Annotated in this window: 14 protein-coding genes; 5 read left to right on the top strand and 9 right to left on the bottom strand. The window is 36.8% G+C overall.

Translation table 11 applies throughout. The annotated features are described in order from the left end of the window. Positions 1–5: 5 nt before the first annotated feature. The 4 genes from glpO to IGJ37_RS07950 form a co-directional block, all read right to left on the bottom strand. Positions 6–1,835, bottom strand: coding sequence for a type 1 glycerol-3-phosphate oxidase (gene glpO / locus IGJ37_RS07935; protein WP_325814860.1), 1,830 nt, complete (start codon positions 1,833–1,835; stop codon positions 6–8). A 20-nt stretch (positions 1,836–1,855) separates the two neighbouring features. After that, positions 1,856–3,361: a glycerol kinase GlpK gene (gene glpK, locus IGJ37_RS07940; protein ID WP_002357138.1), complete on the bottom strand. Its 1,506-nt coding sequence runs from the start codon at positions 3,359–3,361 to the stop codon at positions 1,856–1,858. A gap of 276 nt (positions 3,362–3,637) precedes the next feature. Then, positions 3,638–5,104, bottom strand: coding sequence for a helix-turn-helix domain-containing protein (locus tag IGJ37_RS07945; protein WP_002385844.1), 1,467 nt, complete (start codon positions 5,102–5,104; stop codon positions 3,638–3,640). Continuing rightward, complete coding sequence (locus IGJ37_RS07950; protein WP_010820902.1) at positions 5,094–6,428, bottom strand: FAD-dependent oxidoreductase; 1,335 nt, start codon at positions 6,426–6,428, stop codon at positions 5,094–5,096. The genes IGJ37_RS07945 and IGJ37_RS07950 overlap by 11 nt, the downstream gene beginning before the upstream one ends. A 179-nt stretch (positions 6,429–6,607) precedes the next feature. On the opposite strand from IGJ37_RS07950, the gene IGJ37_RS07955 reads away from it, so the two are divergent. Together IGJ37_RS07955 and IGJ37_RS07960 are read left to right on the top strand one after the other, a co-directional pair. Continuing rightward, the gene (locus IGJ37_RS07955) at positions 6,608–6,964 is read left to right on the top strand and encodes a hypothetical protein (protein WP_002357135.1); all 357 of its coding nucleotides are present in this window, start codon (positions 6,608–6,610) and stop codon (positions 6,962–6,964) included. A 33-nt stretch (positions 6,965–6,997) separates the two neighbouring features. Continuing rightward, on the top strand, positions 6,998–7,159 hold the full coding sequence (locus tag IGJ37_RS07960) for a hypothetical protein (protein ID WP_002357133.1): 162 nt from the start codon (positions 6,998–7,000) through the stop codon (positions 7,157–7,159). A 243-nt stretch (positions 7,160–7,402) separates the two neighbouring features. On the opposite strand, the gene IGJ37_RS07965 is transcribed toward IGJ37_RS07960, so the two are convergent. The 4 genes from IGJ37_RS07965 to IGJ37_RS07980 form a co-directional block, all read right to left on the bottom strand. Further along, positions 7,403–7,843: a hypothetical protein gene (locus IGJ37_RS07965; protein ID WP_002385841.1), complete on the bottom strand. Its 441-nt coding sequence runs from the start codon at positions 7,841–7,843 to the stop codon at positions 7,403–7,405. 76 nt (positions 7,844–7,919) lie between these two features. Further along, positions 7,920–8,456 (bottom strand): GNAT family N-acetyltransferase, encoded by a 537-nt coding sequence (locus IGJ37_RS07970; RefSeq protein WP_325814861.1) that lies wholly within the window; start codon positions 8,454–8,456, stop codon positions 7,920–7,922. 69 nt (positions 8,457–8,525) lie between these two features. After that, positions 8,526–11,231, bottom strand: a complete 2,706-nt coding sequence (locus IGJ37_RS07975; RefSeq protein ID WP_002377094.1) for a cation-translocating P-type ATPase — start codon at positions 11,229–11,231, stop codon at positions 8,526–8,528. 317 nt (positions 11,232–11,548) lie between these two features. After that, entirely contained in the window at positions 11,549–12,199 is a 651-nt protein-coding gene (locus IGJ37_RS07980) for a YczE/YyaS/YitT family protein (RefSeq protein WP_033626480.1), read from the bottom strand. An 88-nt stretch (positions 12,200–12,287) separates the two neighbouring features. Between IGJ37_RS07980 and yeiL the strand changes: the two genes are divergently transcribed. The 3 genes from yeiL (at position 12,288) to IGJ37_RS07995 (ending at position 14,711) form a co-directional block, all read left to right on the top strand. Next, a complete protein-coding gene (gene yeiL, locus IGJ37_RS07985; RefSeq protein ID WP_002357123.1) occupies positions 12,288–12,953 on the top strand; it encodes a transcriptional regulator YeiL in 666 nt (221 codons plus the stop codon). 71 nt (positions 12,954–13,024) lie between these two features. Further along, positions 13,025–13,420 (top strand): DUF3224 domain-containing protein, encoded by a 396-nt coding sequence (locus IGJ37_RS07990; RefSeq protein WP_002378428.1) that lies wholly within the window; start codon positions 13,025–13,027, stop codon positions 13,418–13,420. A gap of 109 nt (positions 13,421–13,529) precedes the next feature. Next, positions 13,530–14,711 carry a multidrug effflux MFS transporter gene (locus IGJ37_RS07995; RefSeq protein ID WP_325814862.1) on the top strand — a complete coding sequence of 394 codons (1,182 nt, stop codon included), beginning with the start codon at positions 13,530–13,532 and terminating at the stop codon, positions 14,709–14,711. A 36-nt stretch (positions 14,712–14,747) separates the two neighbouring features. Here IGJ37_RS07995 and IGJ37_RS08000 read toward each other — a convergent pair whose 3' ends face one another. Continuing rightward, positions 14,748–16,583: an LTA synthase family protein gene (locus tag IGJ37_RS08000; RefSeq protein WP_325814863.1), complete on the bottom strand. Its 1,836-nt coding sequence runs from the start codon at positions 16,581–16,583 to the stop codon at positions 14,748–14,750. Positions 16,584–16,718 lie beyond the last annotated feature (135 nt).

Raw genomic sequence — 16,718 nt, forward strand, 5'->3', positions numbered from 1 at the left:
TTTCTTCACCCTACTTTCAAATTTTTTAAATCTGATTCTTCAATTACTTTTTCTAATGTTTCAATGTGTCGTGCTCTTTCTTCCGCTGTCCATTGATAATGCTGTGCCATTTCTTCAATGACTCCCGCTTTCACTTGGTCCAAGCGATCACGCATAAATAATAAGTGGTTGGTCCGTCGTAATAAAAAGTCGACGGGTGTTAAAGCCATTTCTTCTTCCATCGCATAGTTTAAAGAGACAGTTTCTGTTAAGGTTAAACCAGGAATTACTTTGGCATCATCAATCATTTCAAAAACAGTTGGTACGTTGGAGCCATATAAATGAGCTAAGTATAGTGCATCCTTTTCACTTAACCCTTTAGACACGCCATGTTTTGCCAACGCTTCTAATTCTTCGTCTACCGTTGCAGGGTTCAATTTCCCGCCTGAAACTGGATAGTTTTTAGAATCAATTAAGGTGAATTCTTTCTGGTATTCTTCTGCTAAGATGGTTTGAATCATTTTCATCGCACCTTCTGCCATTTTACGATAATCTGTTAATTTCCCACCAGCCAAAGTGAGCAAGCCATCCGCTGATCTTTCCAATGAGCTGCCTCGAGAGACAGCTGAAGGATTGACTTTATTTTCCACCAAACTGTCTTCCAGATGGTTTAGGACTTCTTCAATTTCTCGTTTATCTGTTTGATTTTTTTGGTATCTGTCAACGACATCAATGACTTCATCAATACTTTTATCTGAAAGTTTGCCATTGTTTCCCCCGTTATAATCTGAGCCACCGTTAGCAGAAATTAAAGGTCGCAAGCCAGCCCAGCTGGCTTCAATATCATCAATTGTCAATTGTACCTCTGGATAACGATTATTGACTACTTCCAATAGGTAATCCACATCACTTTGTTCTACTGTTGGATGTTGAAAGTCTCCATGGTAATCTGTATCCGTCGTCCCAAAATATGTTTTTTCTTCTCTTGGAACAACGAAGACCATGCGGCCATCTTGTTTACCTGTATCAAAATACGTTGGTTGAGGAACATTTAAACGGCTTTTGTCGACAACTAAATGTACCCCTTTGGTTGGACGCATTTGTGGTGTAAATGAATCATTTTTGTCTAAGCCTCTTAATTTATCTGACCAAGGACCAGTAGAATTAATCACAACATCTGCGTGAATCTCAAACTGTTCATCAGTTAGTAGGTCCTTTGCTTGAATACCAGTAATTTTACCTTCATCATTGTATAAAAAGCCCACCGCTTGAACCCGACTCACAGCATGTGCCCCGTCAGCTACTGCTTGTTTAATATTTTCAATAACTAAACGAGCATCATTATTTCGGTAATCTAAATAAACACCGCCACCTTGTAGACCTTCACTTTTTAGTTGTGGCTCACGTGCCAAAACCTCGTCTTTTGTCAACAGATAGTTGGCGTACTTGGTACCTGTTACATCAGCTAACTGATCATATAAATCCATTGCTATTTTGACAGAAAATAGATTAAATGTTGCATTTGGCTCATCATAAATCGGCAATAACATGGGATCCGCTTTAGGGATGTGTGGCGCAATGGATTGAACGACGGCTCGTTCTTTCACTGTATCTGCCACCACCTCCACGTCAAACGTTTTCAAATAGCGGATACCACCATGAACTAATTTGGTTGATCGTGAAGAGGTGCCCTCTGCGAAATCCTGCATTTCAATTAACCCTGTCTTCATTTTAGCGGCACTGGCTTGCAGGGCAACGCCTGCGCCAGTAATGCCACCACCAATAATTAAGACATCTAAGTGTTGTGTTTTTAAAGCGTCGATTGATTGTCGGCGTGTTTCTATTGAGAAAGTCATAGAAAATTCCCCTTTTCCATTTACTTATTTTTACGTTTAAATTGTTGGGTAGCTGCTACTGCTTGTTGCCAACCTTCATATAAATCTTCTCGTTCTTCTTCCGCCATAATTGGTTCAAATTGTTGTCCTTCTTCTTGGAATGCTTTGATTTCTTCTAAGTCTTTCCAGAAGCCAACCGCTAAGCCCGCCAAGAAAGCTGCGCCCAAGGCCGTTGTTTCTAAGTTATGGGCTCTTTGAACAGCAGTGTTTAAAATATCTGCTTGGAATTGCATCAAGAAATCATTGTTTGCTGCTCCACCGTCTACTTTTAAGACGGGAATATCTATGCCTGTATCTTCTTTCATCGTGTCAATAATGTCACGAACTTGATACGCAACTGCTTGCAGTGTCGCTTTGACAAAATCTTCTCTCGTGGTACCGCGTGTCAATCCAAAGACAGCCCCACGCGCTTGTGAATCCCAATATGGTGCACCCAAACCAGTGAATGCCGGAACCACATAAACTTCATTGTGCCCTGTTGACGCTTTGGCTACTGCTTCAGATTCCGCAGCGGTTTGCAACATTTTTAAGCCATCTCGTAACCATTGAATCGCTGAACCAGCCACGAAGATACTTCCTTCCAAGGCATAATATACTTTGCCGTTAATGCCATAGCCAATAGTGGTAAGCAGATTATTTTTAGAAAGTTGAGGTTCTTCACCAGTGTTCATGACAATAAATGAGCCTGTTCCATAGGTATTTTTAACCATCCCAGGTTCAAAGGCCATTTGACCAAATAAGGCGGCTTGTTGGTCACCAGCCATCCCAGCGATAGGAACTTCACTTCCGTAAAAATGGTAATTTTTTGTTAATCCATACACTTCAGAGTTCGAAACGACTTTCGGTAACATCACTCGTGGGATATTTAAAAGATCCAAAATTTCTTGATCCCAATCTAAATCATGGATATTAAACAACATCGTCCGACTTGCATTTGAATAATCAGTGACATGAGTATCTCCCGTTAATTTCCAAACGAGCCAAGTGTCAATTGTCCCAAACATCAATTCTCCATTTTCTGCACGTTCTTGCGCACCTTCTACGTGATCTAAGATCCAACGAACCTTCGTTGCTGAGAAATAAGCATCAATGATTAACCCAGTTTTTTCATGAATCATTTCGCTGTAGCCATCTTCTTTTAGTTGATCAGCAATAGGTGTCGTTTGGCGTGATTGCCAAACAATTGCGTTATAAATGGGTAACCCAGTTGCTTTGTCCCAAACAACGGTTGTTTCCCGTTGGTTTGTAATCCCAATTCCGGCAATATCTGTAGGTTTCACTCCTGACTCAATTAAAGAACCTGCAATAACGGATTGAACAGAATTCCAAATTTCATTGGCATTATGTTCCACCCAGCCTGCATTAGGAAAATATTGAGTAAATTCCTTTTGTGAACTACCAATTTTGTTTCCTTTTTTATCAAAAATAATTGCACGAGAACTAGTCGTTCCTTGATCAATCGCCATAATGTATTTTTCTTCTGCCATGATAATTCCTCCTAAACGTTTTTGAAATCGTTTTCTTTATGTCCCTATCTTACAAATAAAAGAATAACTAAACATGTCAAAAACTTTTTTTATTTTAAAAAAATTGAAAGGATTTCTACTAAAACCAACAAAGACAACGCTTTCAATAATACTTTTATTATCTCTAATTTTTCAATAAAAAGAAACATTTTTGTTTAAAAAAGCCTAATTTTCGACTTTTAATTGTAAAAAGGCTGGTGCGAGGATCAGACAATTTCCGTCACACCAACCTTTTGTTTATTTCTCCCGCAAGGTGCGTATTTTCTTTTTTAATTGTTGCACATCATAGGTCGAACTTAATTCTGACAAAACATAGACTTCCGGTGTTCCTTGATAGCTCGTTTGCTGATAATTGGTCACAATTAAATCATATGTTTGTTCAGGCTGATACCTCTCCACCAGCGTGCCATTCATATTTTTAAGACTAAGCATTAATACTTGTGTTAACGCCGCTTGATAAAGAGCATCCATTGCTAAATGAATTCCAATTTTTATTTCACCAATCATTTTAAATTCAATTAATGCCAACACGCTTAAATATTTGACCAGAGAAAGTTCATGCAAACTATCTCCTGGTTGATACGTTTCATCAAAACAAGCTAAAGCTTTTTCTAATAACGTTGTTGAAAAAGAAGCTAATTCCCGACTAGATAATTGCTGTTCTTTTTCCCAGATATGGGCCCGATCAAAAACTTCCAATTCTCCTTTAAAAAAATACAGTTTTCCATGAATTTGTGAAAAATAGTAAGCCATGGTTTTCTCAAGAGTAGGTTCAAATTTATGGGGCCGATAATACAAGACCACATTTTCCAAGATAAACGTATCAGCTAAAGAAACAGCGGAACGACGTCCCCGAATTAAGGAATATTCATCAAAAGCTGATTCTGGTAAGACCGACATTGTGATTAGAAAAACAAAATGAATCATGCTTTCTCCTTCGTCTAATTCTAATGAATAGCGACTAGAAAAACGGAAAAACAATTGTCGAACTTGCTTAAATAACGGATCTTCTTTAAAATCAATCATTTTCTTTCTCAATTGTTGATATTTTTTTGAAGTGACCGCTAGGCGCTTTTTCGTAATACTCAACCAAAGGCTAACTTTTAACGCATTATGTTCATTAAAAGTAAAACCTAAGCCAGTCTCAATCCCTTCAATTATCCGTTTATTTAACGGGGACATCGTTTTTTTCTGGTGTGTTTCATAGGGAGTAATATACCAATACAACTGAAAGTAAAAGTAACGAATCTGCAATTCTTCTCCCTGTAGTTGTCCATTTTTTATTTGCAAATCAAAGGCGGCTAACAATTGATTGAGTTCCTTAATCTTTCGAAATAAAGAAGACTCACTAATCATAAATTTAGTCGTTAATTGAACAATAGAAAACTCTTTATTACGATATAAATAATCTAAAAGTTGAAATTTAAGAGACTCTTTTACAAATGCTTCAATTAAATGATTCAACGAAAAAAAATCCGATAAGGTGATTGATAGCTGCTGGCCATCATAAGTAAGCTGACAGTCCTGTCCAAAAGGTTTCAAAAAATAATGTAAATCCTCTAAGTCTTTTTCAAAGGAGGCTTTTGTGACCGCTAAAAATGCTGTTAAATCAGAGACTGAGCAGGTGCCGCCTGCTAAGATGGTTTGTTGCACCGTTAATAATTGTCGCATCGCTTTCTTTTCCAATAACGTCTCAACTTTCATCGTTCTCTCTCCAATAAGCCGAAGCACCCATCAAATTTGTAATATCATAAATATTGGTTAAGGAAGGTTGATAAAAATAATCTTTTTGTAATAGGTCTGTCAGTGTCTGACCTGTTTGGATACTTAATGCTAACGTATTTATTTTTTCTAAACAATTGTTTTTTGAACAAAGCTGTGCCCCAAGGACCCGTTGCGTCACTTTATCATAGATTAATTTGCCTAAAATTTCTGTCCCGTGTTGTAGAGGCGGCGCTGGCTGTCTAACAATTACGGAAGCAAGTGTTTGCGGAAAAAATAAACCTTCCGTTTCGGTTAGACCTGTACTAGCAAGGTAATAGTCCCCCACTTTTGTTCCCATTGTTCGCAAAGAGCCAATGAATCGGTGTGTTTTTTCTTCTAAATTGTTGGCGACTACTAAGCCAGTTCGTACCGCATTGTTCACTAACGGAGCATAAAAAGTTTCCGCGACTGGTTCATTCATAACTGAAATGCAATCTCCGATGGCAAAAACATTCGGCACTGAAGTTTGTAAATAAGAATCCACCGCGATTGTCTGATCCAGATTCCGTTGAATTTTTTTATCCAAATAGGCTAATTGAGGATGTAAGTTTAAAGCAAAAATCCCACTGTCACAAGAAATTTCCTGCTCGCTTGTTTCAAGAACAATACCATTTGCTGTTTCTTCAATTCCTAGGACCGTTTCTTCAAAATGGAAAATTACTGCTTGTTTTTCCAAAGATTTTTGAACTTCTGCGACCATTTCTTTATCAAAATATTTAGGCAATAGATTTTCCAAGCTTTCAAAGACATGGACCGTTTTCTTCATTTTCACAAGAAAATCAATAGCTTCCATTCCAATGGGTCCTGCACCAATGACGGCTACTGTCTGGCTATTTTCCAGTAATGGAACAGCCGCTAAAGCACCTGATAAAAATTTATATTTGAGTAGTTTTTCTGTTTGACTACCACGAATTTGCGTGGAAAACTGGCTCGCGCCTGTCGCTAAAATCAATTTATCATAAGAATACCACTGTTGCTCTTCCTTTCGTGACCAAGCAATCAATTGGTTCTCAACATCCATTGCCACGACTTCTCTATTTAAAAGCAACTGAATCTTTTGACGACGTAATTCCTCTTCCGTTATGTAACGTGCTTCGTGTAATTCATTGATGGTATGATTAAAATACGCACTTAAGCCACCAGATAAATACCCCACTGTTGCTTGTTTATCAATTAAAGAAATTTCTGCTTGGGGATATTTTTTCCTTGAAGCAATTGCTGCGGAAATACCTGCGAATGATGCACCAATAATCACAATTTTCATTTGTTTCCTCCTCTGTCAGGACCTACTATACTTCTCTCAGTTTATCATGATTAAAAAGAATGCTAAAGCAACAACTATAGTTTTCCCTTAAAATAATTATTTTTGCTGAGCGCATTGCTTTTCAAGCACTTTCATTTTCATTTATAATAAATGTTACTACTGTTTGAGGGGGAGTTTTCATGTCTGCAACAAAAGAGCAATTGGAACTATTTTTATTTTATTTATCTGAAACCCATACAAAAAGTTTATCTTTACATGACTTAGTTACAAGTCGACCACGCCCAGAAGAAGCGCGTATTTTATTAAATATTAACGAGGTTTTCACTTACTATCATAGCGCTCGTGTTCTCTACACAAGTGTTCCTGCTCTTGAAAACAACAAGTCTGAGCCTTTTTTCCAAGCCTTCGAAAATTTTTATTTTGAATTAAAACAACATTTTTTCAATGAAGAAGATGAAACCAATCAATTGAATGAACGTCTAGAGGAAATGAAAATTGCCTTTGAACAATTGACGGATGACTACAATGTTCTATAATAGAAGAGAACAATTCGTTGAGAAGGGGTCCTTATGAAGCAAGAAGAAGTGATTGAACGTTTAAAAGAAGAACTAAATTTGCCATTTTTTAATGGTACGCTAGAAGAAAAGAACTATTCTGAAGCAGATTATCAACAAATCAAGAAAGAGTTAATTCAATACTTTGATGATTATGTGCGAAATGTTGAAAATTAACAAGCTAAAACAACCTTTGATTTTAATAAAATCAAAGGTTGTTTTATTATTAAATAAAAAAAATAACAAAAAAAAACCACCGGCAGTTTTGCCGATGGAAAAGGAGTATTTACTCAATAAGAGTAAAATGAAAAATAAAAAGGTTGTTGTTGGTATGAATTAATAATACAATACACTTTCTCTTTTGTCCATAAAAAAGACATGAAAAAAATATTAAATTCGTTAGTTATTTTTATTAGTTTTTTATTTTTTCAAAAGAATGTTGCTCATCCGCGTAATGGCAAAGGTTAATTCATCCGTTGCTTGATCCTGCTTTTCCTCTGAAGCATTAAATAAATCTGCATCAATACCTGTTTCTGGATCTGTTGCTAAAATCATTTCATTGCATCCTGCTACATATTCTGTATAAGCATGTTGAAATTTTTTGTGAATGCCAAGTACTTGTGGCGTCGGTTTTAATGTTCCGACTTTTTTGAGCATTAATTCATATTTTTCAGTACCTTCTTTAAATTTTGCTTGAATTTCTGCAATTCGTTCGGCTGTTAAATCATTCACTTTATTCTTATCGATCGCTTGACGAACTTCTTCGTAATATGGATTCATGACTTCGCCAATGTCTTCTGTTGTTTTAACGATATCATTAATTGTTTGAACGTAAAATCCTAAATTTGGTCTCATAACCATCCCTCTTTTCCCTTTTCTCTTTTCTCTTTCACTCCATTTTACACTTTTTCTATTCCATCTGACAAGTGGCACTTTTTCAGTCTTCATTCTTTTGATTTTTAACAGAGAAAACATAGTGAGGCATCGTTTTGCCACGGTATGTTTTAATGTATCGATCCCTAACAAGCATCTGGTTTCGAATAGCGACATTCATAGAGGCTAAGTTCGTATCACGAATCGTTGAAATAACTTCTGGAAAATTTAATACATCGAATGCGTATTGCTTTGTCGCTGCGGCAGCTTCAATCGCATACCCTTTGTGCCATTCTTTCACACATGAATGATAACCAATTTCTGGATAGCTCTTACCTTTTACTAATTGATTGGTGAGACCACACTCGCCGATGACTTCGCCTGTTCGTTTCTTCTCTAACGCCCATAAGCCGTAGCCGTATTCTTGATAGGACTGTAAGTTCCACTTTAGCCAGTTTGCAACCTCTTCATCAGAAAAAGCGTGTTCATAGGCATACATCACATTTTCATCTTGCAAAAATTTTTTCAATTCCGCTTCATCTTCCGACTGCCATTCTCTGACAATAAGTCGTTGTGTTTCGAAAATAATTTTCCGTTTCAAGCCCTTTCACTCCTTACATAAAGAAAAATTGACTGGTTTAAGTACCAGCCAATTTTCTTTTCTTATTTATTAAGCACCTTTACCTGCTTTACGTTGGAAGAACTTCACAATTTCCACAATTGGGATGATAGCAAAAGAAGTACCTGCTACAATTGCCCATTGATATGCATCTAAATGTGTAACGCTGAATAAATCATTAAATCCTGGAATAACAATCGTTGCAGCTAATAGCAAGAACGAAACAAGAATCCCATAGTTAAATGATTTGTTGCGGAATAAGCCAACTTTGAAAATTGATTGATAAATCGACTTCACATTAAAGGCATGGAACAATTGAATTAATCCCAAAGTAGCAAAGGCCATGGTTAAAGCATCGCCGTGTTGTAAATCATACAACGCTTGCGCCGATAAGTTTGTGTTAGCTGCGGTATGTGCTGGGAACATAATTGACATTTTATACACAATCAAAGTCAATGCCCCTTGCGTAATCCCTTGATAAACAACACTGCTTAAAACGCCGCCAGAGAAGAAGTTCGATTTTTTACCACGAGGTTCATGGCTCATCACATCACGTTCTGCTGGTTCCACACCTAACGCAATCGCTGGGAAAGTATCTGTTACTAAGTTAATCCACAATAAGTGAACAGGTAACAAGGTATCCCAATTGAGCATTGTTGCAATAAACAAGGTTAATACTTCCCCTAAGTTAGCTGAAAGTAAATATTGAATCGTTTTTTGGATATTTGAGAAGACTTTACGTCCTTCTTCTACCGCTACAATAATTGTTGAAAAGTTATCATCGGCAAGTACCATATCTGAAGCACCTTTTGATACTTCTGTTCCGGTAATTCCCATACCAATCCCGATGTCAGCAGCTTTTAAGGCTGGGGCATCATTTACGCCATCACCAGTCATAGCAACCACTTTTCCTTCTTGTTGCCACGCTTTAACAATCCGAACCTTGTGTTCTGGTGAAACACGAGCATAGACAGAGTAGTGTCCCACGACTTGTGCGAATTTTTCATCTGACAATTCATTTAATTCAGCGCCTGTAATGACTGCATCGTCGTCACCTTCTTTGATGATGCCTAAACGTGCCGCAATTGCTTCTGCTGTATCACGGTGGTCACCCGTAATCATAATTGGACGAATACCCGCTTCTTTCGCGACTTTTACAGCATCTGCAGCTTCTTTTCTTTCTGGGTCAATCATACCGACTAAACCAGCAAATGTTAAATCTTTTTCCACAAGTTCAGAACTCATTTCGGCTGGAATCGTCTCAACATATTTATAAGCCATTCCTAAAACACGTAGGGCTTGTTTCGCTAATGAGGTGTTTGTTTTCAAAATTTCTTGACGTTTTGTTTCATCTAATGGACTTGTTTCTCCATTTGATAAGATTTCCGTACAACGTTTCAATAATTCATCTGGTGCACCTTTGACAGAAACTAGGAAGCCACCTGTTTTTAATTCATGAACAGTAGTCATTAATTTACGATCAGAGTCAAAAGGAATCTCTGCCACACGAGGTTCAGCTGCTACTTTTTCGGTTACGTTAAACGCATGATCTAAACCAAATTGTACTAAGGCAGTTTCTGTTGGGTCACCAATTAATGAACCATCTTGAGCGATTTTTGTATCATTCGTAAAGTTCATGATTTTTAAAGCCATATTATCAGCAGGGATTTCTGTGGAAGCAGATAAAACTTGACCATCTGTATACAACGCTTCAACGGTCATTTGATTTAAGGTTAACGTACCTGTTTTATCTGAACAGATAATGTCTGTACTTCCTAATGTTTCAACGGCTGGTAACTTACGGACAATCGCATTTTTCTTGGCCATTTTTTGGGTACCTAAAGCCAAAATAATTGTGACAATCGCTGGTAATCCTTCTGGAATTGCCGCTACAGCTAACGAAATTGACGTTAATAACATGTCAATCCATGAACGACCATTCATCATTCCTACCACAAACATCACCGCTGCAATGACTAAAATGGCAATTGTTAACATTTTACCCAATTGGTTTAAGTTTTGTTTTAAAGGCGTTTCCGTTTCTTGTTCACTTGCTAGCATGCCAGCAATTTTACCGACTTCTGTATTCATTCCTGTGCCAACCACAACGCCAAGACCACGTCCATACGTCACATTACTATTGGAATAAGCCATATTGATTCGGTCACCGATACCAATATCGGTTCCCTCTAAGATGGTTACTTCTTTTTCAACTGGAACAGATTCACCGGTTAACGCTGCTTCTTCAATTTTTAAGCTATTCGCTTCCAATAAACGTAAATCGGCTGGAACGACATCCCCTGCTTCTAATAAAACAATGTCACCTGGCACTAATTCATCGCTTTTAACAGTAATGACGTGTCCATCACGGCGAACATTAGCATTTGGTGAAGACATTTCTTTTAATGCTTCAATGGCTTGTTCCGCTTTAGCTTCTTGGATGACCCCAAAGATGGCATTCAAGATAACAACCACTAAGATGATAATCGAGTCTACCACATCATGGGAAAAGACGGCTGAAATGACCGCTGCCGCTAATAAAACAATAATCATAAAATCTTTGAATTGCTCAAAGAATTTCACGGCAAGTGATTTTTTCTTCCCTTCATCTAGCACATTTTCCCCGTACGTTTCTAAACGCTTTTGAGCCTCCTGTGCACTTAATCCATCAGTTGTTGTGTTCATTTTCTCCAAAACAACTGTGTCGTCTTGTGCGTAAAACGCTTCAGACAATTGTGTTTTCTTTTCTTCTGACATGTTCTTCCTCCTCTATTTTTTGCAGCATCCTTCAAGTACTATTTTACATTTCATCAAAAATAAATGAAAAAAAATAGACTTGTGTATGCTACTTCGTCGAACATACATAAGTCTCACCGTTTAAGACAACACCAGAAATTGCTTTCGGAGTTGGTGATGTTGTCACAGCATAAATACTGTCAGTTACTCCCTCATGAAAAAACTATTTAACATTGATTGGAGAACCAATGTTATGAATAATTACTTAATTAGTATACCGTTTTCCACTCTTTTTTTCAAATAAAAGTTCTGCTCATTTGAAAAAAACTGAAATCCTTTCATTCGGATTCCAGTTTCTTGATTTGTATTCGTAAAATACGTTGTTGCCCCCGCTTTCGCGACCAACTAATAACCCAAGAAAGTAAGAAAAGACTAATCACGGTTCCTTCACGAACAAAAATCGGCAAATGATAACTAATGGACAATCCTAGTGCCAAACTGACACAAAAAATATCAACTAAATAACGATAAAACTGAAAATTATAGCGCGTTCTTTCAGAAATAAGTGTACAAAATTTTTCAATAGGAAATTGCAAAACACCTAGCGCAACTACCTGTCCTGTCCCGATTCCTGCTATGATTGTCCCTAAAATAAATAGAACAATTTTAACCAAATAATTTTGAAAAACAAGCGAACCAAATAATTGATATAAGAAAAAATTAATGACAAAACCAAAGCCAATTAACGCCACCAAAATAATCAAATAGTCCTGAATTTTACGCTGCTGATCTAACAACCAACACGTGCCTAAAAAAGCGAAATTGATAGCTGTGGTAACCGTCCCGACTTTTAAATGAGTAAGTGTTGCAAAGGTCACATTAAACGCATTAAAACTGCTAACCCCGATGCCTGCTTGAATTGTCAAACTGATCCCCAATGCACTAATTAAATAAAAAAGAAACGATAGCACAATTTTTTTCTTCCACATTATAAAAACTCCTCTACTCTTGATACGTCTATTATGTGCTACAATAGAAGAAACAAATAGGAGATATCTCCTATTATAAGGAGAGAAAATGCTTAAAACAGCCTACCAACAATCACCGAAACAAGAATTAGCTAAAAATACGCCTTTTTTTAATGAAACTGATTTAAAACACAGTTTTATTATCGATTTTGAAAATCAAGAATTCATTCATCATCAAGCAGAGCCATTAAATTATCTTTTTTATTTAATCAAAGGAAAAGCGAAAATTTTAAAAACAGAACGCAATGGTCGCCAATCCATTGTTCAGTTTTTAACGACAGGTGATTTAATTGGCGATTTAACATTAGTTCAAGCGGAAACGATAACCAAGGACGTTATCGCCTTAGGTGAAACCTGTTGTTTGGCTGTACCTTTAGCTTACGCAGAAACTGTTTTAAAAAACAAGGTACTTTTTATGCAGCAACTCAGCCATTATCTAGGGAAAAAAATGCTCCAACGGGTGGACCACTTTACAACGAATCAGACCTATGAACTAAGTTATCGGCTAGCGGAATTGCTATTGGTTGCCGCTAATCACGAAGATGTTTATAAAGAAAAGCATACTGAGATTGCCGAATACTTAGGGGTTAGTTATCGCCATCTTATTTATACTTTCAAACAATTTCGAGAGCGCGGCTTTATTCAAAAACAAGGAACTGCTTATCACATCAACCGCTTAGCGTTACATTCTTTTGTGCAAAAAATGAAGAGTTAAAGTGGTGGATTGTTGACAAATAGTGCGCTTCCCGCTACCCTATTCTTATTAATAAGAAAGAAGGGACAGCAATGGAGCAAGCATCATTTACTGTATCTAGTTGGCAAGAACAACCGATTGACAATCTTAATGAAAATTTCCCAGTGAATCAAGCGAGCGCTACTTATCAATTGTCAGGCGCCTTATCTGGGACAGCTTCTGTAGAATACTTAATGACTTATCAAGGCTCTTCAATGGCAGATGGGCTTGAAGCTGTGGCTCAAGTGGTCGGTTTCCTACATTTCGAAGGAACTTATTTAGGAAAAAAAGGCACCTTTACTGCTTGCGAAAAAGGGACGTTTACACAGGGTCTTTTAGACTGCCCAGGTGAACTATTTCAAGCATCAGGTGAGCTTTCCGGTTTATCTGGTCGCTACACTTATGAATTTAGTCAAGAAGAAGCGCTTCTTCATTTAGACTTTGTATAATAAAAAATTTCAAGGAAAGTTGGTGACATTATTTTACTTATTTTAAATTTGGCGGTTGTAAAAGACAATGGGTGTTTTTGATTAGATTAAACTTTTAAGGAGAAAAATCATGAAAAACACCCGAAACACCGTCCCATCATTACTAATTATTATTTTGCTTGTGGGATTTCCACAAATCAGCGAGTCGATTTTCACACCCATTTTGCCAGCGCTTAGTTCTGCTTTTAACATTCACGATAGCGTAGCACAATTAACCATGAGTATTTATTTTGTTGCCTTTGCCGTTGGCGTTTTATTCTGGGGAATTTTATCCGATACGATTGGACGTCGCCCAGCTATGTTATTAGGAATTTTATGCTATTTAATTGGAAATATTGGCCTTTTTTTGAGTCCGACATTTCCTTGGCTGTTATTCTTCCGTTTAATTCAAGCATTTGGTGCAAGCGTTGGTTCTGTCATTACCCAATCAATGATGCGGGAAAGCTTTAACGATCTTCAAAGAGGGAAAATTTTTGCTCAAACAAGCGCTGCCCTATCGCTATCTCCTGCCATCGGACCCTTAGTCGGCGGACTTGTTCAAACCTATTTTGGCTATCAGCATGTCTTTAGCACCTTAATTGTCATGGCTGTTCTATTACTTTTCTATAGTTTTTATCGTTTACCAGAAACCTTTCACTTAGGAAATACCTTAACGAAAGCGCCTTTTTGGTCCGTGGCGAAACGCCTTTCCTTCGACTCGAAAGTTTGGTGCTACGGCTTATTGATTGGGGGCATTAATGGTTTATTGTTTAGCTACTATGCAGAAGCTCCGTTTATTTTCATCAATCACTTTGGCTTTAGCAGTGTCCAATATGGCTTTCTTGGTTTAGTTTTAGCTGTGTCTAGTATTCTTGCTGCGGTTCTTATCAATTGGTTGCTAGGATATTGGTCAGCGGAAAAAATTGCCTTTGCTGGTTTGCTGCTAAGTATCTTTGCGGCTTGCTGTTTATTAATAATGACACAATTTGAATCAATCATTGGTCTTATTTTGTTTATTTTTCTCTTTTTCTTAGGGATTAATATTACTTTGCCCAATGCCTTAAGTATGGCCTTAAAAGGCTATGAATCTGTAATTGGTACTGCCAGTGGGATTTTTAGTTTTTTCTATTACTTGTTTGTTAGTTTCTTTACCTATTTGATTAGTTACTTTCACAATGGCACCATTTGGGTCTTACCGCTTTACTTTTTAAGTTTTGCCTGCCTGTTAGCTTTCAGCTATTATGTCATTGTTTATCGTAAAACTTTAAAATAAAAATCAAAAAACACACGAATATTTCGTGTGTTTTTTTTAGCTAAAAAATTGATTTTCTAAACTATATTGCTTCCCTGAAACAATGTCATATTGAATCAGTCGGTATTCCTCATATAGTTGTTCTTGCTTTTTATTCATTTCTACTGTTTTTTTCCATTCCCCACCGAGATAGTAATTCCCCTTTTCAAAAGCAGGCAATTGTTCTTGTACCTCATTTAGCATAGCGTAAAATCCCGATTGCGGTAAGCCACTTTGTTGGAAAAGTGAGGGAGCAAAATAAAATGGACTAATGGTTGCTTGATGCTGATTTTTTTCTGTTAACTGGTTCGCCGTATCATACATTAGAAATTCTGTCTGGTGAAGGGCTGCCCCTTCATTCAACGCTTGAATGTTTTCATCATAAATACTTGGTAAGTGATCTCCCCAAAAAACGACTAATGTGCGTTTGGGCATTTTTTCGATTTCTTGTAGGAAATTTTTCAAAGCTTCGCTACTGTAGGCAATATCTTGCAAGTAATTATTGAGCGCGACTTGATTGCCGTTTCCTTGAGAAAAATAATTGGACGTTGTGTATTTATTTTCATAGGGCATATGTGTTTGCATAGTAACTAAATGAATGAATTGCGGTTGCTCTTTTTCTTTAAGCAGTGTCGTCACTTCCTGATACGCTGCTTGATCTGAAATGTAAGGATTATTTTCTAGTTTATCCGTATAGTTCATTGTTTTTTCATTGATAAATTGATCAAAACCTAAAATTTTATACACATCTTTTCGTTTATACATAGATGTATTGTACGGATGAATAGCCGTTGTTTGGTACTTTTGTTCCTTAAGTAATGAAACAATGGAAGGCAATTCCGTCATCTTAGGAATCATCATTGTATAAGGTGTAGTCATTTGGGCATTCATTAATTCCATCGAAAAACTTGTTAGGGCTTCAAATTCAATATTCGCAGTTCCGCCCCCGTAGTTTTGTGAAAGCATCTGGCCACTGTAAGTTTTATCAGCGATTTGCTGATAATCAGCTAAAGGGTTACCAATAATGGACAAACCTTTCAGATGATCTGGATTTGAAAAACTTTCACTCATGACAAACACAATATTTGGTTGCTCATTGTTCGGCACTGTTTTCGCCTCGGCCAACTTTTGATATTTCTGAGTAATTTCTGAAATAGCTTCTTTTGAATAACCCTTTGGTTGGTCCATAGCCTCTACTTTTAAATTATATAGAAAACCACCAATAAATCCTGTATTGTAGTAATTCATTTTTTGGCTGTAAGGAATCCATAACGCGGTTTTATTATAGGCTTTACGTAACAAATTTTTCGGATTGTTAAAATCACCAATATATGAAAATAGACCAATCGAAAGAACAAGACTTAACACACGAATCGTTTGTTTTTTCTTCGATAAAAAGAAACTTTTATAAAAGGCTTTTCCTAAGAAAAAAAGTGCTACACAACCTAACGCAACCACAAAAATAAACGGCCATAAACCAACCATTTCTTTTAATAAACTAACTTCTGTGATCATTTTTAAGTCGTCTGGATAAATAGGTTCGACACGATAAAACATCTTTTGATAGTCCGCAAATCCTAAAACACCTATTATGACACTATATAAAAGAGCGCCAACTCCTAATGAGCCTGCCAAACTACATAAAAAAAGTAAAAAAACGCTTAGCACAAAACAACCTAAGAAAAACTTTTCCGTATGCCACGAAAAAGCAAACTTGAAGGCTAAATCAACAGACAAGTTATTCTGACACCATTGCAAATATAAATTACTAAAAATAATTAATAAGATGAACCCGATTCCATACAAAAGGTAGCGGTAAGGCCATCGTCTAAATTTCTCAACTCTCTTTTTCACATCGATCTCCTATTCAAAAACTAATAATGTATTTATTTTATGCTTCTTGAAAAAGAATGTAAAGAAGTAGCTAGCAAAGAAGTCTAAGGAATGGTAAAGAAAAAATGTTATTTGTTGCAAAAATAATTTTCCAGT

It is taken from the genome of Enterococcus sp. AZ104, from assembly GCF_050546705.1.
Taxonomy (GTDB): domain Bacteria; phylum Bacillota; class Bacilli; order Lactobacillales; family Enterococcaceae; genus Enterococcus; species Enterococcus faecalis.